The organism is Corynebacterium sp. LK14 (assembly GCF_008042215.1).
In the GTDB taxonomy this organism is placed as follows: domain Bacteria; phylum Actinomycetota; class Actinomycetes; order Mycobacteriales; family Mycobacteriaceae; genus Corynebacterium; species Corynebacterium striatum.
Genome location: NZ_NOVQ01000016.1, coordinates 254,997 through 275,401 on the forward strand (window position 1 = coordinate 254,997; position 20,405 = coordinate 275,401).

A 20,405-nucleotide genomic window follows, 5' to 3' on the forward strand; every position below is an offset into this window, starting at 1 on the left:
AGCTTCCGTTATGTTGTAATCCGCCCCAATGAAAAGGCATGGCTTCCCAGCTATATTCTTCCGCCACATCAGAGCCCAAACACCACATCTGAACTATTCGCAATATATGCAGAATGGGTGGCCACGACGACCACTGCACCACCCTGAGCAAATTGACGTAGATATTTAAGAACGAGTTGCGCGTTTGCTTCATCGAGGGCCCCGGTCGGTTCATCAGCTAACACAATCTTCGGCTGCGCGAGAATGAGTCTCATCAAAGCAATGCGCTGTTGCTCGCCACCAGAAAGCTCACTCACCGTTCGCTTTTCAGTCCCTCCAAGCCCAACTTCAGTCAGCGCCGCTGCCATCGTCTCGCGGGAGACGCGGGGGACAGCAATCTTGATATTCTCCATAACAGAGAGATCGGGTACCAAACCATAGTCTTGAAACAGGTACCCGACGTTTGCTCGCCGAAATCTGCGACGTGCGCCCGGATTCATAGATGCGATGTCGAGCCCTTCGAACTCGATCGTTCCCGAATCCGGCGTAGTCAGTCCGCCTAGCATATTGAGCAAGGTTGTTTTGCCACTGCCGGAGGGCCCTGTGAGCGCCGTGATTTGTCCTGCCTTAAAGGTGGCCGAGAAAGTTTGCAAAACCGTCCGCTCGCCAAATCCGCAGGATACTTCGCTTACCTGAATTGTCATTGCGGTTCCACTCCTCCTCTTGCATCCCACTGTGAAGCAGCTCTAAGCATTAGCACCATAGAAACCAAAAACCATACTGCGCTGAAACCCACGACTGCGACGATGGTCAATGGTGACCATTGATTTTCAAACCCGATACTCCAGGTTGAGGGCGCGCGGCTCTCAGCTTGAACCTGATGATCGCGGACCATATACAGCAGCCAGCCAATTGTCGCTACGAAAAATACAACCTCAAAAGCTACTGCTTCTTTTGCAACCCACCAAGGGCTTCGCCCACAAACATAGGCAACGTGGATTTTGCGCCGGTAGGTAACGCGAAAAGTAAGGACCGTGGCTCCAACCAAGACCGTCACAAGCAGGACTACCGCAAAGCCATTCAGCCCCCACAGAGCCACATTCTGCTCGGCGGCGCGAATACTCGACTGCCATGAGTCCTCGCGCGGCCTGAAGAAAGCAAGCGTATTCCCAGTAGCACCCTTCAACATTTGCGAAGGCACATCAGGGGAGGCAGTGAGAAGGACTTGCTGGGATACCTTCGACATCAAGTTGTGATCCCCCAACGGGGCAAGACCCCGTGGAAGGATGACGAGAATCGGGTTATCTACTTGCGGACGGTAATCAACATCGTAAGTGAATACCGAGCCCAAGCTGCATCCGTCCCGCCACTCTATGTCGGGTGCTGGTTCATTGGTATAACTAGCCTCGAACTTTAACGTATCCTCGATCACGTTTGTCGACTGCAGAGACAGCTTTCCCGGTGAGCAGACCGTCACAACAGTGCCATCCAACATTGACGCTCCCGCCTGTCGCGCGAATTCCTGGTTCACTAATAGAACTGGTGCCTCTAGTTCTACGGGCCATGTAATCCAATACGGGTCAACGAGGAGAATGTCTCCTGCCTCGTCGGCAGCCCGAAATGGCGCTGCGGCCTCTCTATCTGACCAATCTTCGAAGGCTGTGTTAACGTTCAACGCCAGCTCTTGCTGCCCACGGTGTGCATCCCACGCCCCCTGCAAGCGATGACGCGCCTCAAGCTCCGCTGAAAACCCGACCAGGGTTGCAACCACACTGAGCGCAGCAACCAGGGACACGCCGCGGACAACGGTCAGGGAGTAGAGAATTGGCCGCGCGTGGATCTTGCCCTTGACGGATTGGGGTATCGATGTCCTGCGAACCAGAAACTGGCCACCCAGGTAACCAATGAGCAAACATGCAGACAGAATCAAGCTAATCGTGAAATAAATTCTCCAAAACACCCAGCCTTCCGCCCACCCGTTGTAGGCATAAAGCAGACCTGCAACGAGCAGTGGGGCGCCGAGGTAAGCAAGCACAAGTGTGATGCTCTGTCGCTTGATTTCAATACTGGTCGTTTCTGCGACGCTGAGCCCTAGTAGTCGATGAACACCAGCCTCACGTGAGCGGGCAAGAACATGGCCTGCGCTGAGAACCAGACACAGGAGGACAGACAAGATCAGCAGAATAGGGATAGTCGAAGATGCAAAGATTTCCGTGAAATACCTGGTAAGAGGCACCGCGTCAAGCCCCTGCTCATCTAACCACCGTAGCAAGTGCTGCTCGTCCGCCGCCGACCCTTTGATATGGAGAGGTTGTCTCGGATCAGAGTATGGAAAGTCTTCCAGCGGATAAAATATGTCAACTTCCCCCCGTTCAAAGCGAGGCCGTTCCATCCGGCCACCGTCAGGCGGAAGCGAGGACGAGTAGACTCGTTGCTCACCACCTGAGACAGCGAGCGACGAGTAGTTAATCGCGATGTCGAAGTCATTATTTCGCGCAAACTCGGCCAGCTCGGAATAGAAACTCACTCGCTCCGAAGCGATGCGATCTGACTCCACCTGAACCCCGTACTCACCCAAGTGACCATCGATCGTTGAGTAAAGCCTCGCGCCGAGGAAAGCCACAGTAGTCGCCAGAATAGCCGTGGCGAATATCCCCACGGCTAATAGGCTTGATCTCAGAAAGGACATGTTCTAGCAATGACGGTAGAAGGACTCATTGCCAAGTCCCTTACGCGGAGCAGTGGCGCGTGACCAGACGTTCTTGTTCACACAGCCACTATCTGACCGAAACTTCCCCACAGCTGTAGATCCATGTCGAACGCCGTTATGAAAGTAGTGGGACCACACTGTGGAAGAATCACTGCCGTAATCCCAGGTTCCTCCGTCAATGCTGACAATCGTCGCCCCAGCGACACCCGTGCCGGCAAAGGTCAACACACCCGCCAAAACTGCACCAGTGATGCGGTTTCGATTTTGAATCTTCATAGTTTCTCCCTTCGGTAGGTATTCAGCGGCGGAGGGACTTCCGCCGTATGGCAATTATCAAACTCGGATTTGTGTTGGACAAGTAGGAAATCCTACCTTTGTGATGTGCAACACTATCAAATATCAATTTTCGCCGGTTTTGAGGCTTCTCAGACACGGTGCAGCGACGACTGCCCACGCATGGTTGCGTCCCTTAGCGCGGGTTACTGCCCTCACAATTACCCATTGGAACATCCCTTCATCATCGAACGGTCTTACTGATCGTCATCTACTTTCTGGGCCCTTCCCGAAAACTCAAGTCCCGAACCTCGCTCACGGCCAAAATGGGCCGCCAATACGGACTACTTCCCAAAACCGAACCGGGCCTCCTATCGCAGATCAGTCGCACGCTTATCCCTGGGCCCGTGCGCTCAAAATCTTTCTTGCTTCGTAACCGGGAAAGGGTACCAAAACAGCCCGAAAACCACTCCAAAAACTCTCCTAACTGGAGAAACGTTTTCTTGCCTCTTTCTTGCTTCTTGGGCGGGTTCCAGGGGATCCGCCTCGCGCCCCCGAAAACCTACCCCGCGTTGCGCAGCGCGGCGGCCTGTTCGAGATCGGTGCCGGCGGCTCCGCCCCGAAGCACGTCCAGCAGGTCCAGGAGGAGAACCACCTGCGCTGGGATCCCCTCGGCGAGTTCCTGGCCCTGGCTGAGTCCTTCCGCCACGAGCACAACACCAACGGCAACGCCAAGGCTGGCGTCCTGGCCGCTGCCCTGGACAAGGCCACCGAGACCCTGCTGGATGAGGGCAAGTCCCCGTCCCGCAAGGTGGGCGAGAATGACAACCGTGGTTCTCACTTCCACCTGACCCTCAACTGGGCCAAGGAGCTGGCTGCACAGTCTGACGACGCCGAGCTGGCTGAGGCCTTCAAGCCGGTTGCTGAGGCCCTCGAGGCCAAGGCTGGCGAGATTGAGCAGGCGCTTCTCGACGTCCAGGGCTCCCCCGTCGACCTCGGCGGCTACTACGCCCCGAACGAGGAGAAGCTCAACCAGACCATGCGCCCGGTCGCTGCCTTCAACGACATCATTGACGGCCTGAAGAAGTAAGCGCTCGGTCATTCCGGCCCCGGTCACCGTTTCCGAACGGCGGCCGGGGTTTTGGTTTGTGGATTTTCCTCGGTGGCACGCTGGAGGCCGGCCGGGTGGGCACACCCTTTTGCTGCTTCCCCACCACTAACAAATGTGAATTCCAGTACATTCGCTGGCATGAGCAATCCTGCAGAATCCACATGGATCGACGTGACCGGCGGCTATGCCCTGACTATTGATGACGGTGTAATCCTTGCCCGCAATGCAAAAGGCAAAAAGCTGAAATCCGTGCCCGCGAAGGTGAAGAAGACCGAGGAATACCTCGAGTTGGACAACCTGCTCACGTGGCTAAAAACCCATGACGAAGAATGCGGCGCCCAGGTGGAAACATGGCTGCTGCGCTCGTTACCGGTTCCCGCTACTGTCATTGCGGCAGTGTGGCCGGATGAAGCGTGGCAGTCCTGGCTGCGCGACCTCATCATCCAACCAGCAGACGGTGACGGCGAAACAGGCTTCCTGCGAGACGCGACCGAAGAGGACGGACAAGTAAAGCTCGGCATCGTGGACTTGGACGGCGAAACCCGCAGCATCGAAGCAGCTGAGATTCTCATCCCACACCCAGTACTGCTGGATGATCTGGACGAGCTGCGCGAATTCGCCACGGACCTCGGCGTGGAGCAGCGCTTCGACCAGCTCCAGCGCGCGGTGTACGCGATGCCCGATCCGCTGCCGGACGAGGCAACCACTGCCCTTCGTGCCTGGGAAGACGCGTACTTCGAGCAGGTTCGCTTCGCAACAAGGCACGCCCGCTCGCTCGGGTACAGCATCAAGGGCGGGTACGCGGCAACCCGCATCTACGAAGGCGGCCATGTCGTGGAGGCAGCATACTGGCTCGGCGCGGAAGAGTACCCCGAAGTGGAGACGTACACAGGCGAGCTGTCATGGGAGATCGACGGAGAGATCGTCCCTGTGTGCAAGGTCGGCCCCGTCGCCTACAGCGAAGGTGTGCGTATGGCCACGCAAATCTACGCTGGCCGCACCATTGAGGACGGCGACAATGAATGATACCCACTCTCGCCTCGTGCAAGGAGGTATTACCCAGTCACCCGATTCTGCCTCGTCTCCGCTCGTCGCTGCGACTTTCACGCACCGCCTGCTGCCAGAGCGCGCCATTGTCAGACTCGTTCCCGAGCCACTTTTGGAAGCAGAGAAAGCCGCCCTCGCAGTAACGGGGCTTGATCTGAAAGAACAGACTCATGTCGGTCATGTTCGCCGGCGCGCAGTCGGTTTCCCTGAGTGGCCGATCCTCAACGATCCTGACAATGCGCAGCATGCGATCGACCTCGTCGCCAACTTGAAACGACTTTCCAAGCGGGCCCGATCCAAGCCGGGTGCGGTGAAGACAGAGATCAACACACTCGCAGACAAACTCGATGCCAGCGCCCCGCACTTTCTGCCGACATTCCTGGAAGAAGCCGGTCGCATCTTCTTGGAAGCGGGCAACACGTCGTACGCATCGCAGATGTTCACGAAGGCGCGCGAAGTTGAGCGTCGGCACGCATTGCTTATCGACGAAGAGCGCCACCGTGACGTCATGATGGAATTCGCCGTCGCGGGGGCGATCTCCGTGAAGGAACTCACTGCGGAGTCCACGCACCTGGCTGAGCGGTTGGAACCTGCAGAGGCATACGAGCGGTTCCGCACACTGTGTCTGGAACGTGTCCGCGGTGGCCTCACTCCCTATTCCGGGATGAAGAAAGACCTGGCGAAGCTGGCCAAAGCGGCGGGACTGAAACCCGCCGACGAGGAAGCTGCACTGGCCGCAGTTCTGCTGCGGGTACCCTCCATCCTTCGCGCTAATCAGAAGTTCTGGAAGGATTACAAGACCGCGATCCGCAAAGCGGCCAAACAGGACGAGACGCTGCAAGCCCACTTGTTGACGATGTCACCAGAGGAAATCAAAGTCGACGACTGGATCGATATTCTCCGCGGCAGCGGGGCTATCGAGCTCGTCAAGCAGGGCGAGCACCCTGATTTCGTTCGGCGCATTGTGGGAATAGACACTCGAATCTTGTGGGACACGGATAGCAATGAGAAACTCGCTCCGCTGCTGGACGAGATTCTTCCCCACGCCGGCTGCACAACTATCGCTGTGCCGGACGGTTGGCTGAACAAAATCCCCGCAGAAGCGTGGGAGCAGTTGCTGAGCCATGACGTTGCCATCGATTTCACTAACAGTTTTCGCTTGGCCTACATCGACCTCAAAACCTGGGCGAGCCGTGAGAAACGATCTCCACTCCCCTACCTTGCTACCAGCAAACAACTGCGGAAATACCTGTTCCAGGGCATCGAGCGGGCCCTTGAGCACTCCGACGAGATCACCGTCATCGCCACCGACCCGCACCTCCATCCCGTGGTGGTCGAGCTGCTCACGGAACGGGTCGAGTCCCTGGAATCGGCACCGCCGACAACAGACCGTTTGACCGAGGTGACCGACTTCGTCCGCCACTTTGAATTCGTCGACGACACCGAGATCCAAGGTCTACTCGAACGCGTTCGGACATACCACGGAAACCTCGCCGAGGTGCTTGCGGAGACTCTGCGCCGCGGCCTGCCGGAAGAACTGGGTTGGCCCGAATTCGAGATTGCTTACGGGGAAAAATATGAACATGACCCGGATAACTGGGTCGCGGCGAAGGACTGCTGGCCCGCAGTCGTGGTGCACAACGACAAGCAACTCGCTCTTGTCGTCGGCGAGTCCACCACCGAGATTCAGAATTGGACGGGTGAACCGATCAAGGACGTCACCGAAGCCGACGGCCAAATCGCTATTGTGACCCGGCACCGTTCCGCTACCGGGACCAAAATCAGCTGGTCCGGTGCGCGTGAACCGTTAGATATCAAGGTGTCGCATTTCCCTCACACTGCAGGTCTCAAGGCCTCTGTCCCCGTTCCTGGTGGTCGTCTCCTCGGAGAGAGTGTGGTCGTACGGCCCGACCACCCCGCATGGAGCTTCAACACCAGGCAAATCTTCGTTGAAGGAGGCCGTTTCTGGGTGCTCAATGACAAAGAGAAGATCATCGAGATTGACCCCGACACCGGGGCACCCGGCAGCGAATCAATGCCTGACTGGTTTGAGCAGCAGTGCCGCCGCCACCCCGACCTCGTGTTCAATCCCCTCACCTCCCAGTTGCGGCCTGTCTGCGAGGAGACGGAGAAGTCCCCGTTTTCCACTGCGGACGGCTACCACCGGCACGCGGTCTTCCGCCGGGAGGGCGACCCGGAGTTCGCCCTCATTGTCGACGCGGACGGCACCGAATTCACGGTGACAGGCGAGCTCGCTCGCTCGGTCTTCGGTGTCATTCGCTTGCCCAATGGGCAGCCACGCATTCTGTCGACATCGAGACAGGGCACGTGGGTGATCGACCCATCGGATGGAATACCCACGCTTTCCTACGGACTCGGGTTCAGCAACGCGATGTGGTGGCACCACACCAGGCACCGTGACCTCGAGATCAGCGCCAAACTGCGCACGATCACAGCCGATGATCTGCGCATAGTGTTTGATCGCTGTACTGATTTCGACGTCAACGATGATCCTGCCGATACCGTCGGACACCTACTGGACATCGATAAATACGCGGTGAACCACGCAATCGCGCAGCATGCCGCAGCCCTGACACGGTCATGGCCGGAGGTTCGGATATCGCCGGATGCAGCTGTATCCAAAACTCTTGCTATTCAAGAGCACAAAAACATCCTCCTTTCCGCCATGGTTCACCGGTGGGACGATATCGACGCTCTCAGCGTCTGGCACGGGGCAGCAAGGCTCGGCTTGACCGACAGAGAATTGCCGCCGAAGCCGGATTCCTGGAGGGTCAGTAAGAATAACTGGATAGAGCTGCTAGGCTGCACCGACGCATTGCTCGCGCTCGCTGCCATGCCTGGCCGCACGCTCGAGGAAGCCCACGCCCTCAAGGAGCTGTGGGTCCTGCTGAGGGATGCGAATCTCCTGTCGGCTGAGCACTTGACCATCGACCACCTGTTGAACAACGGACGCTACCGGGATCTCCACACGAAGTTCCCGCCGCTGACGTTGCCCGGAGGAAAGTTCTATGGGAACAAATTCATGGTCGCGCGTGCCGACGGAGGAAACCCCATCACCATTGACGGCCATACTCTCAAGCTTGAAAGCCGGCGGGAAATCACGTCTTCACGCACGGATCTTGAGCCAGTTTTCGACGCACTCATCGAGCGCCTTCGCGACAACGGCCCGCAACCATGGTCGCCAGAACCTGGTGAGGCTTTCGCCGCGGCCACCGGAGCTCCTGTGGTTGAAGCACATTTGATCCTGGCCGGATTCCCGAACTTCCACACATATGAAACGAATTTCATCCCCAAGGATGTGCGCACAGCAATGGGAATCAAGGTTGCTGAAGCAGAAGAAGCCAGAAGCAGGTTGAGCAGATACGACGGGCATTTCTTGCGTGTGCTCGCCGCAGGCATCCCGGACGATGCAGCATCTGTCCTGGACAACGGTTTAGATGCACAGGCGATGGCGGAGTACTGGTCCGAGCATGGCCCCGCAGCGCCGCTGCAACTGCCAGAAGACCTCTCTGCCCGGAAACCAAAGGGGCTGTCCACACGAATTCTTCTCAACGTCCTCGACGGCAACCACGACGATTGTTGGGATTCAAGGGTCGAGTCGCTGCTCTGGCTGGCCAACGAGGTGGACATGTCGGACCCGGTTCGCAGTACCTTGGCCGAAGTCGCAGAGGAGCTGGTCAAATCCCCCGATGGACACCAAGATATTCACCTCGGTACTCTCATGGCGTATTGGGACACCGCCCGCAGCCTCAACCGGCCTATCAGAAAATTCGAAGACCCCAGCGATCCGATCTATCAATCAGGACGCTTCACATTTACAGAGGGATCCTGGCCCGGTGCCGGCTCAATCAGCGTCAATCTGAGCGACATCACCGACGCAGATGATCCTGACCTGCAGCAGGCCATCGATCTTGCCGTCATGTGCACCGGCTCCACAAGTGATCTCTGGGCCCTGAAACTGTTGTTGCAGGGCAGTCTGTCTGCTTATGCGAAGTGGCTGCGCGAACCAGGCGACGGCGATCCGCACGATCCGCTCGCCGTCGTGCCCGAGCTCGTGGAAGAAGCGGCCTCCACTTTGAACGTGAGCGAGATTGCCGCCGTGTACTACCTGCAGCTTCTTGCCTGGCCGGACCCGACGGACGCGAATGTGCGCCGTTGGAACGAATGGAAGAAAGCCGACATCACCAATGCCGGCGCAGAATTGGTCGATGCGGGCGTCGTCGTTGAGGCGAAACGGTCCCGCGCCAAAAGAAAGTACTTCTTGCCTGGCGGTTGGACGGAAGGACAGCCTCCGCACCTACCGATCGAAACGTGGAAGACGGAGCCCTTTGGCATTTTCAAACTAGGCGCACGCAGCAAGGCCGAACCTCTTCTCAATGTGTCGGTGGCTCCACTGCCGCCATCGGAATGGTTCACTGCCTGTTGGGAGCGCTCCCAGGGCGAGGACGCGCCGCAATTCGAAGAATTGGAAACGAACCGTAGGAGTCGCCGATGACATTCGAGGACAGCACACGCCTTAACCTTGGGGGCATCACGAAGAATGCGACGGACAGCTCGGTGCCGCTCGTGGCGGCGTCATTCACCCACGCAGCTCTTTCCGGCCGCACAATCGTTCAGCTCGCACCCGAGCCGCTTGCAGAAGCCGAAGAATTGGCGCTCGGAGTCACCGGGCTCGAGCCGGCCGGCCGTGTAGAGGTGGGCCACACACGGCGGCGGGCGATCGGCTTTCCCGCCTGGCCGATTCTCAACGACCCCGAGAACGCGCATCACGCGCTCAACCTCGTCGCCGATTTGGAGCGCGCAGGCAAATACGCGGGCAGCAAGCCGAAGCAATTCAAGGACTCGATAGCCGCTTTAGCCGACAAACTCGACAACAGCGCGCCGCATTTCCTCCCCACCTTCTTCGAGGAAGCCGGGCGGATCTTCATCGCCGCGGATAACGGTAAGCTCGCCGCGCAGATGTTCACGCAGGCTCGTGACGCGGAGCGCCGCCATTCGCTGCCTATCGACGAAACCCGCCACGCCGAAGCCGTCTTGGAATTCGCCTACGCTGGGGCGCTGAGCACCAAGGAACTGGGCAACGAAGCGAAACGGCTGGCGGAACAACTCGAACCGGAAGAGGCGTACCGCACATACCGCACCTTGTGCGTGGAGCGTGTGAGGGGCGGGATGAGCCCACACGCCGGAATGAAGAAGGAGTTGGCGAAGCTGGCGAAAGCCGCTGGCTTCGACACCGCTGAGGAGGAAGTCGGCGTCGTGCACGACCTGCTGCGCGCCCCGTCGATCCACCTGGCCGGCGCGCATTTCTGGAAGAACTACGAGAAGGCTATCTGCCGCGCCGTCGAGGACGACCCCTCGCTCATCGACCGCTTGCTCACGCTGTTCCCGCGGAACGTGGACACCGACCCGTGGCTGCACCTGCTGGAAGCCACGGGCGCGCTCGACGCAGTCAAAGACGGCACACACTCGGACTTCGTGCCGCGTCTCCTCCTGTTTGAGTCGCAGTGGACGAAATGGCCGTTTACGCCGTCGACCCAGTTGGCACCGGTTCTCGCAGACATCCTTCCCCATGCAGGTCTCACCACCGTCGTCGTGCCTAAAGACCGTCTCCATTTCCTGCCCGCGTCAGCCGTCGAGCAGGTTCTCGCGAGTGGTCTGAACTTCTCGTTCTCTCACGCACCAGTGCAACCGGACGTCGACCTCACCAGGTGGGCACGCCTTCCGGAGCGCGCACCGCTGCCTCACCTCATGGCGGACGAATCGCTGCGAGGTGCTGTCATTCTGGGGATCAAGAATGCGATGGGCCATCCGGAGGTCGTGGAGGTGCTCACCGCCGACCCGCACGTCAGGACGTTGGTGGTGGAGCTGCTCACGGAGATCGTCGACAAGCTTGAAGCGGGAGTGCCTACCGTCGACCACCTCACGCAGTCCACTACGTTTGTCCGTGGGTTCGAGCTCGTCGGCGACCGGGAGATTCAGGCGCTCCTCGACCGGGTCCGTGCGATTCACCGCGACCCTGCTGAGCCCCTGGCCGAATCCTTGCGCCGCGGCCTGCCCGATGAGCTCGGCTGGCCTGAATTGGAGCAGTTCAACTCGAAGTACGGAGAGCCGATTCAGCTCACTTTGTGGCGAGACCCCGCAGATTGTTGGCCCGGCGTCATCGTGAGAGAAGATACCCGCGCTACCTACCTGTGCGGCCGCACCGCCACCGAGATTCCCAACTGGACCGGCGAGAAACTCTTTAGCGCCGTGGAAATCGACGGCCAATTCGGCCTCGCCACCTACACCAACTCGAATCCGCGGCTGTGGTGGGACGATACCACCAAGGGCATGTCCAGCGTATGGAAACATTTTTCGTACGACGGTCTCACCGCCTCGGTCCCGGTACCCGGCGCGCGTATCTTCGGCGCCGACACGGTGATGCGCCCAGGCGACTCCACGTTGGCGAGCGGCAGCGAGCATTTCTTCGTCGACGGCGACCGGGTATGGCTCGTCGAACGCTCTCCGCTTGACACCGTCTCCCCTGTGGTCGAAGTCGATCCAGCCACCGGGGCCACTGGCCGCGAGAGCTTGCCCGACTGGTTCGCCGAGCAGTGCCGCCGCCACCCGGATTTAGTGCTCGACCCGCGGCGTTCTCAGCACCGGCCGGTGGAGGACACGACCGCGGAATCGCACTTCTCCACCGCTGACGGGTTCCACCGGCATGCTGTGTTCACCCGTCCCGACGACCCCGATTTCTGTTTGCTGGTCGATGCTGAGGGAACCGAATTCACCGTCACCGGCGAGCACGCGCGCACAGTCATCGGCGCACTTCGCCGCCCCAACGGCGGACGGTGGATTCTCACTAATGAACGCATAGATGCTGTCGTTGTGGATCCGGACGACATGACCCCGGTGGCGGTGCGCGGCACGCGCTTCTACCCGAAGATGTTGTGGCACCACTTTCGCGTGCGCGAGCCCGAGACAAGCGAGAAGCTGCGGAAAATCACTGCCGATGAGGTCCGCCCCCTGGTGGAACAGGCACGTGGGGGCGACGGCGGCGTCGATAAGCGCATGTGCGAATTTGTCGGCGACCTGCTCGATATTGACGACCCAGTTCTGCGCTACGCGATTGCGTCCGTTGCACACGAGGCGGCGACGACCTGGCCGCAGGAGAACAGCGGCACGCGGGCGGAGGAGCTAACCGGGGCGCCGACGTTCGCCGAGCACCGTGACGTGCTCCGTCCCTTCACGAGGTCTTCCCTCGAGCGTTTCGACGCGATGGATATCTGGCAAGGCGCGGCAATTTTGGGAATACACGACCGCTATGTCCCTGAGAAGGGGTACACCCACAACCGCGGCCTCGGCTCAAACGACTGGATGAAACTGCTCGGTCACGGCGATGGCCTGCTTGTTTCCGCGGCATCTCCCGGCCGTACCGCGGACGAAGTGCAGGCGCTGAAGGAGCTGTGGATTGTGCTGCGGGACGCCGGAGCGCTCGCGGCTGACAACCTCGTGTTTGAATCGTACGATTCTGGGCCGTATACGCCAGGAAGCAAGCAGCAGCTGCCGCCGCGGGCGGTGCGACTTGATCACAGTGGTTCCCGCATCATCCCGGTTGTGCGTGTGGCTGGCGAGGAACCGATGACTGCGGATGGCACACCCCTGAAGCTACTGAGCCGAACTGGCATCGCGCCGTCACGCACGGACCTTGAGCCGGTCTTCGACGCACTGCTCGCACGCATCGAGCAGGACGGCCCGCTGCCGTACTCAGCGTCTACGGGCGAGGCTCTCGCTGCCGCAGCTAACGCCCCGCTTGCCGACGCCCACCTGATCGCCGCTGGTTTCCCTAACCTCTACTCCTTCAACACTAATTTCGTGCCGAAGGATTTGCGCGCAGCCATGGGCCTGAAGGTCGGCGAACTCAAAGCAGCTCGAGACCGGTTGATAAACTTCGACGACCACTTCGCGGCGATCCTGGCAGCCGGCTTGCCTGACGATGCGGAGGAGTTGCTGACCAGCGGCCCGGACACCGACGCCATGGCCCGGTACTGGTCAGAGCACGGGCCGGACTACCTGCCCGAGCTGCCGGCGCGCATCGCCGAGCGCATCCCGAAGATGCTGAAGGAGAACGTGCTGCAGAGCATTGCGGCCGGCCAGCACCTCGACACCGACAACGCCGACGATTGGGCCCAAGAGGTCGGCGCTCTGATCTGGCTCGCGACTGAGCTGGACATGACCGATCCGCTGCGCCCTGCGCTGGCCGACCATGCCGAGCGGCTGCACAACTCCCCGCGGGGCGTCGAGGCAATCAACGTAGCTATCGCCGGCGTCGGCGAGGACGATGACGCAATTCGCAGCGCGATCGGTGCGCCGAAACGCGCCGAAGGCGACACGAACCGCAAAGATCTGCAAGCAGGCCGGTTCGCAGTTGAACAGCAAAATGACGGGGATGTGATCTTCGTCGATCTCTCAGATGTCGACGAGCCGTGCCGCGACCTGGATCTGGCACGCGAATGGGTAAAGGACTGCCTTTTCGGCACCAGCAGGACGCGCGTTGCGGCGGTGGACCTCCGCGCACACGGTGTCCTCACTACCTACGCGGAATGGCTGAAGCAGCCGGGCGAGGGAGAGCCGCGCGACCCGCTCGTCTCCGCTCCCGAACTCGTGGCGACAGCGGCAAACACATTGGGAGTCAGCGAAGATGCGGCCCGCTACTACCTGCAGCTGCTGGCCTGGCCCGACCCGACAGACAAGAATATCCGCCGCTGGAACGCCTGGAAGAAGGCCGATATCGTCCGCGCCGGTTCCGAACTCGTTACCGCCGGTAAAGTCGTCGAAGGCAAGCGCCCTCGCTCGGGCCGCAGCTATTTCTTGCCCGGCGGATGGGTAGAAAAAGTGCACAAGTCAGACGGGCAGCTCCCGATCGAGGTGTGGAAGCTACCCGCATTCGGCATCGAGCAAACTGGGCTCAAGGGAGAGTTCGAGCCGCAGCTGGGCATCGCTGTCGCGCCCCTGCCGCCGACGGAATGGTTCGCTAAGTGCTGGGAGCGCTCCCAGAGCGACGACGCGCCGCAATTCGCAGAACTGGAGACCACAAGGAGGAGACGCCGATGACGCACCAGATCGAGCTCGCAGAGGATCGCTTCGCCGATGAACTCGAATTCTTGGAGCGCTGGGACACCGGCAACCGCCCGCCGGGGTGGAAGCTCACGCCGCAGGCCGTGGTCACTTTCATCATGGGTGGAACGGATCTGAAGGCGGGGCGGTCCAAGCTGACCATCGCGCCAAAATACGTCGGTGATCCATCGCTGGTGGAGCGTTGCGTGATTACGCTGGCCGGCTCGCGGGGGCTGATGCTCGTCGGCGAGCCAGGCACCGCCAAATCCATGCTCTCCGAGCTGCTGTCGGCCGCGATCTGTGGCACCTCCGCCCTGGTGGTGCAAGGCACCGCAGGTACCACGGAGGATCAGCTGCGCTACGGCTGGAACTACGCGATGCTGCTGGGCAAGGGCCCGACCCCGGAGGCGCTGGTGCCTAGCCCGGTGATGCGGGCGATGGAAACCGGCGCGGTCGCCCGCGTCGAGGAGATCACCCGCTGCCTTCCGGAGGTCCAGGACTCACTGGTCTCCCTCCTATCGGAGCGTCGCATCGCGGTACCCGAACTCGGCGATACGTCGGTGGCGGCCGCCGAGGGCTTCGGTCTGATCGGCACGGCGAATCTACGCGATCACGGCGTCTCCGAAATGAGTGCCGCGTTGAAGCGCCGCTTCAGCTTCGAAACAGTCCACCCCATCGCTGACCTTGACGCGGAGATCGCGCTGGTCACCGCGCAGACCCGCCGGGCGCTAGACGCCGCGCACATCGACGCACCTGTCGACGAAGTTGTTGTCGAAGTCCTCGTCACCGCCTTCCGCGACCTGCGTGCCGGGCTCAGCCGCGAAGGATGGCCGGTGGAAAAGCCCACCACGGTTCTCTCCACTGCCGAAGCAGTCTCCGTGAGCACGTCGATAGCCCTGGCTGCCTCATATTTCCCCTCCCACAGCGACGGTCTGCGCGACGTGGCTGGGCACCTGCTCGGCGTCGTCCGCAAGGACGACGCGTCTGATGCAGACCGTTTGCGCGGGTACTGGGACGCAGTTGTTCACCGCCGGGCGCAAGAAGGCGCAACACCGTGGCGCACGCTATGGGATCAACGCGACGAGTTGGCATGACGGGAGTGGATGTTGCGGGGATCGTCGATAAGCTAGCGCTCGATCCTGTCTTCCTTGTCGGTGTGCGCCACCATTCGCCGTCACTCGCGCGCGTGCTGCCGCGAGCGCTGGATACGGCCCACCCGGACGCGATTGTGTTGGAATTGCCTACTGAGGCGCAGGATTGGTGTGAGTGGATCGCCCACCCGGAGACTAAGGCGCCGCTCGCTTTCGCGGTAGCTGATGATGACGGTCGAATCGGTTTCTGGCCCTTGTCCGATTTCAGCCCGGAGCTCGTCGCTTTGCGGTGGGCGCGCTCGCGCGGGGTGCCGGTGATCTGCGCGGACCTCTCCCCCTCAGCGCGGCCCTCTGCTTCAGCAGAATCAAGCATCAATCTGGGCATGCTTATCGACGCTCACGTGCGCGCCGAACACCCCGACGATGCCTGGGACCGCCTTGTCGAAGTTCCCTCTACTGGCGCAGACCCCGAAGCCGTGCGTCGCAGTGGCCTTGCCTTCGGATGGGCTTTCCGGCACGAGCAAGCCGTCAATACGGAAACAACTGCGCGAGAGGCGTCGATGCGCGAGGGGATCCGGCGCGCCCGCGCAGCACACGGCCCACACGTGGCCGCCGTAACCGGCGCGTGGCATAGTCCTGCGCTGACCGATGAGCTCGTTAACGCTGAAGTGGAGTCCGACCGGGCATTACTCGATTCGTTGCCTGCACCCCGCTCGACGACGGCGAGCCTGGTCCCCTACTCCCACGCGCTGCTCGATTCCCGTTCCGGCTACCCATCTGGCATCCGTGATCCTCGCTGGCAACGCGCCGTGCTGCTCCACGGCGACAGCGTGTCTGCCTTTGAGGATGCTGTGGCCGGTTTACTCACCCAATTGGCGGCGGGCATCCGCACCTGCGGCCACCCATGCGGTCCAGCTGAAATTCGCGAGGCCCACCGGATGGCACTCGATCTCGCGGCATTGCGCGGGCTGCCTGTGCCGGGGCGCCGCGAGGTGCTGGAAGCCTGCACATCTGTCTTCGCACAAGGCGATGTGCTCGGGCGTGGCCGTGTGGTGGCCCGCGCCGCCACAGAGGTTCTGATCGGCAGCGCCCGCGGCTCGCTCGCCCCCGGAACGCCGCAGTCCGGGCTGGTTCTCGCATTCGAGGAAGACCTTTCTACCCTGCGTCTACCGGGTCCTGATGACTCGCCGCGTGAACTGGTCTTGGCACCACTGCGCGCCAACGGTTCCTCGGCATCAAAGACGCTGGATGCCCGCCGCGAGGTGTTCTTGCAACGTTGCCGGGTCGCCCGCATCTCCTACGGCACATCCACCGAGGTGACCGGGATCGGCGGTGCCCAGGCGGTGAGCACAAAATGGACGGTGCACTACGACGCGACAACAAGTGCCAGCCTCGCCCATGTCAGCACCTTCGGCGTAACCGTCACCCAAGCCGCGGAAGGCGTGCTGCGCACACGGCGTCCCGGCGCGGACCCGGAACCGGCTGCCTTGGTGGCGGGCTTGTCTGATGCCGCCGCAGCCGGATTGGCCAGTGAATTCGACTGGTGGCTTGCTGCTGTGCAGGAGGAACTCCCTGCCCGCGCCGGGGTTGACGCCTTGGTCGAGGCCATCGAGGTGCTCGCCGCTATCGGCGAGGGCACGGTGGCGGGCATGGCGGAGGTGGAACGTGGGGCGTCGATAAGCGGTGCCCTGGAGATTCTCAGCGATGCTGCAGTCGCCCAGGTCAACGGGCTTATCGGCAGTGATGACCCGGCCGATGCCAGCGCTTTGGGTCGCCTCGTCGCCCTTCGCCACACCGATGTGGGGATGCGCCTGGCGCACTCGCTTAAGAACTTCGCCTCCACTGCTTCGCCGCTCATGCAGGGCGCGGCTACCGGTTTGCTGCAGCGTCTCGACCAGCACTTGGATGATGTGCCCAGCATCGCGGGCCGGATCCGCAGTGCCTCTAGTACTGATGCCCGCCACGATCTAGGGCGCTGGCTCACCGGCCTTATTACCGCCAGCCCGGATTTGCTTGCGGACGACCACGTTCTCCTCGATGACCTCCGCTCCGGTGTCGAGGACCTCGAAGAAGCCCTGTTCATCGCGCGACTTCCGGCGCTGCGTGCTGGCTTCGACCCGATGTCTGCCGCCGAGCGCGAGCGTCTGATGGAAGCACTTGGCGCCAACCGTGTGCGCCCGAGCCACGTCCCAGCTGAAGAACGTGGCCGCTGGGCTTCCGAAGACCTCGCCGCGTGGGAACGTCTCCAGCGGCTCGGGCTTGCTTCTGCGGCCTTGGCACCGGAGCAGCGATGGGCACTCGTGCTGGGTCGACGCCACCACGAACTGACCGATCCGCAGCACCGCCGCTTGGCTCGCAGCCTGGACCAGCTCTACGGCAGCGGTGCCGGCGAAGGGGGCGCCGCTGGATCATTGGGCGGGCGTGGTGGCACGGAGCCCGGCTACCCCACAGCACGCGAATGGGCTTCAGACCTCGATGAGTTATTCGGCGAGGAGGTACGCGAAGACATTGCCGCGACCGCAGTCACCTCGCGCAATCCGCTCGGCATGGATTTACTGCTCGACGTCCAACCCCGCGCCTCCGTCGAACTCCTCAACGACGTCCTCACCCTCGCCGGCGGCATGCCCGAATCAGCGCTGATTAAACTGCGTCCGATGCTGCGCCGCATGGTCGCGGAGCTTTCTCAGGCCCTGGCTTCACGAATGCGCCCGGCGCTGCGTGGCCTGCAAGGGTGGCGGCCTTCCACTCGCCCCTCCCCGCGCTTGGACGCCGCCCGCACCATCCACAGGAACCTGCGCCACGCTGTGCACGGGCCCGAAGGCACCCCGGAGCTCGTCGTAGCCACCCCGATTTTCCGCCAGCCCATAGCACGTCGCGCCGAATGGCACGTGATCGTGCTTGTCGACGTCTCCGGCTCCATGGAACCCTCCACCGTCTTCGCCGCGATGACCTCCTCCATTCTCGCCGGAGTGGACGCTTTGTCGGTGACCTTCCTCGCCTTCTCCCACCAAGTCATCGACCTCACTGAACACGTCGACGACCCTCTGTCTCTGCTCCTCGAAATCCACATCGGTGGTGGCACTAATATTGCCGGCGCACTTTCCGTCGCCCAAGAACGCGTCACTGTGCCGTCCCGGACCATGCTCGTAGTGATCAGCGATTTCGAGGAAGGCGGATCAGTGTCCCAGATGCTGGCCCGCATCGAATCGATGCACACCTCCGGTGTTCGGCTCCTCGGGTGCGCCGCGCTGGATGATTCAGGTACCGCACGCTATAACACGATGATCGCCCAGCGCGCTGCAAACGCCGGTATGTCTGTCTCCGCTGTCTCCCCGACAGCGCTGGCGCGGTGGGTGGCAGAGCAGGTGAACCCATGACCCGTGCCAACCTTCCTCCCATGGACCCGGCCTTCGTCGCTGCCACGATTGAAGCGCTTCCAGCTCGCCTGCAGAAACGCCTCGACAATGCTGACCCCGACTCCTGGACCGTTGAGACCGGTACCGACAGCACCACCATCACTGTCGGAAGTGCCACCGTCAGCCTCACTTCGCCCGATAGCGCCGAATGCGACTGTCTGCTCAGCCCGCGTTGTCTCCATCTCGCGCAGGTGCTGGTCAACTGCCCACCGACGGTCGTTGAGTCTTCCGAACCTTCCGAGCCTTCTGCTCCTTCCGAGCCCGCCGATGCTCCACTGACGCTCACCCACGACCAGTTGTCCACCCTCGAGCTCGCCGAATCGTGCCTCACTGGACTTCTTAACCGCGGGCTCGGCGGGCTCACCGCCGGTGACCGGGCAGCCGTGTTGCGCGTGGTGGCAGCTGCTCGCGTGCACAAGCTGCCGCTGCTGGCCGCACAGTTCGCGGTGCTGCACGGGCACCTCGGCACCGGCCGGCTCGGCTACGGAGACAGCCACGTTACGCAGGCCGCGGTTTCCGTACTGGTAGAAGCCGCATTGGCCACCCACCGGCTCCGCCACGGCCATGACACCGGAACGCTGAGCCTTGATGCCGTTGGCACTGCGCGCCGCACCTACAGTCCGGTGGGGAACCTGAAACTTCGTGGGTGGGCCTCGGAGCCGCTGCTCACCGCATCAGGTTATGCCGGGGTGATCACCTATATGGTGGACGAGCGCAACGGCCAAGTCTGGGAGCTCTCCACTGTGCTCCCGGGCGGTGAACAGCAAATCGCCCAAGCCTACCGCGCCGACACCGGGCTGGGCCAGTTGGGCCTCCCGCACCGCGACGCCGCCCGCACCGGTGTGCTGCTCACCAACGCCACAGCTTCCGCTGATGGCAGGCTGGGGCGCGGGAGCCAGGTCCGCGCCAGCACCCGCACCCCAGACACCACTGTCGTTCCCGCGCACGACTGGTGGTTCGGCGAAGCTGTTTTCCGCGGGGTCGAGGATGACGGCATGCACCCTGTCTTCGTCTTTGACACCAACGAAGGGCCATTGCGCTGCCAAGCCAGCCCCACCGCTGAAAGACTCGGCGTTCCTGCCCTACGGGTGCTGGCAAGTGCAGCCGACGTGACGGTGCAGCTGCGAATGCGCAAGCGCCACGCCTGGGAGCAAGGCCGAACCCCGTGGATCCTCATCGGCCTCGCCCACGAAGACACCTGGGTGTTCCCAGGTCTTGACCGCCCCCACACTCACTGGCTCGGCGTTCCCCAGGACGCGAAGCCAGTGGTGGTCACCCGCTCGCAGATCGAACCAGAGACGGTCTTGCAGCGTTGGCGCGATGCCGTCGCACGGCAAGGCCGGCGCGCTGTAGCTGGCACGAACCGCAAACGCATCATGGCAGATGCCGCCTGGTTGCGTGCCAACGCCAGTGGCCACCGCGCCGACCTCCTTGAACAGCTTGCCCAGGCTGCCGCAGCCGGCTCCCACGATTTCGATGGCCGCTTCCGCCCTGATCCCCGCGGCATCCCCCGCCGTTGGATCGCTGTCGCCGCAGTGTGCTGATCGAGCACGACGTCGAGGCCGGCGACATCTAGCGCGCCATCCAGACCAAGGACGCCCCGAGCGAGGAGAAGCTCAATCAGACCATGCGCTCGGTTGCTGCCTTCAATGAGATCA

General features: G+C 61.7%; 9 protein-coding genes and 1 pseudogene. 7 read left to right on the forward strand and 3 right to left on the reverse strand.

The window, feature by feature from the left end:
* Positions 1-68: 68 nt before the first annotated feature.
* From ccmA to CHU71_RS10490, 3 genes are all read right to left on the reverse strand, one after another.
* On the reverse strand, positions 69-683 hold the full coding sequence (ccmA, locus tag CHU71_RS10480) for a heme ABC exporter ATP-binding protein CcmA (RefSeq protein WP_005527963.1): 615 nt from the start codon (positions 681-683) through the stop codon (positions 69-71).
* Positions 680-2,602 (reverse strand): hypothetical protein, encoded by a 1,923-nt coding sequence (locus CHU71_RS10485; RefSeq protein ID WP_147761021.1) that lies wholly within the window; start codon positions 2,600-2,602, stop codon positions 680-682. The genes ccmA and CHU71_RS10485 overlap by 4 nt, the downstream gene beginning before the upstream one ends.
* A 69-nt stretch (positions 2,603-2,671) precedes the next feature.
* Positions 2,672-2,965 carry a lactococcin 972 family bacteriocin gene (locus CHU71_RS10490; RefSeq protein WP_080969947.1) on the reverse strand — a complete coding sequence of 98 codons (294 nt, stop codon included), beginning with the start codon at positions 2,963-2,965 and terminating at the stop codon, positions 2,672-2,674.
* A gap of 580 nt (positions 2,966-3,545) precedes the next feature.
* On the opposite strand from CHU71_RS10490, the pseudogene CHU71_RS10495 reads away from it, so the two are divergent.
* The 7 genes and pseudogenes from CHU71_RS10495 to CHU71_RS10525 all read left to right on the forward strand — a co-directional run.
* Positions 3,546-4,052: pseudogene (locus CHU71_RS10495) on the forward strand (NADP-dependent isocitrate dehydrogenase); the annotation flags it as partial.
* Positions 4,053-4,211: 159 nt separating this feature from the next.
* Positions 4,212-5,099, forward strand: a complete 888-nt coding sequence (locus tag CHU71_RS10500) for a DUF4132 domain-containing protein (protein ID WP_147761022.1) — start codon at positions 4,212-4,214, stop codon at positions 5,097-5,099.
* The gene (locus CHU71_RS10505) at positions 5,092-9,636 is read left to right on the forward strand and encodes a hypothetical protein (protein WP_147761023.1); all 4,545 of its coding nucleotides are present in this window, start codon (positions 5,092-5,094) and stop codon (positions 9,634-9,636) included. The genes CHU71_RS10500 and CHU71_RS10505 overlap by 8 nt, the downstream gene beginning before the upstream one ends.
* Complete coding sequence (locus CHU71_RS10510; RefSeq protein WP_147761024.1) at positions 9,633-14,237, forward strand: hypothetical protein; 4,605 nt, start codon at positions 9,633-9,635, stop codon at positions 14,235-14,237. Before CHU71_RS10505 ends, CHU71_RS10510 begins: the two co-directional genes overlap by 4 nt.
* Positions 14,234-15,334 carry an AAA family ATPase gene (locus CHU71_RS10515; protein WP_147761025.1) on the forward strand — a complete coding sequence of 367 codons (1,101 nt, stop codon included), beginning with the start codon at positions 14,234-14,236 and terminating at the stop codon, positions 15,332-15,334. Before CHU71_RS10510 ends, CHU71_RS10515 begins: the two co-directional genes overlap by 4 nt.
* Positions 15,331-18,708, forward strand: a complete 3,378-nt coding sequence (locus CHU71_RS10520) for a DUF5682 family protein (protein ID WP_187272073.1) — start codon at positions 15,331-15,333, stop codon at positions 18,706-18,708. Before CHU71_RS10515 ends, CHU71_RS10520 begins: the two co-directional genes overlap by 4 nt.
* Positions 18,705-20,291, forward strand: a complete 1,587-nt coding sequence (locus tag CHU71_RS10525; RefSeq protein WP_147761027.1) for a hypothetical protein — start codon at positions 18,705-18,707, stop codon at positions 20,289-20,291. Before CHU71_RS10520 ends, CHU71_RS10525 begins: the two co-directional genes overlap by 4 nt.
* Positions 20,292-20,405 lie beyond the last annotated feature (114 nt).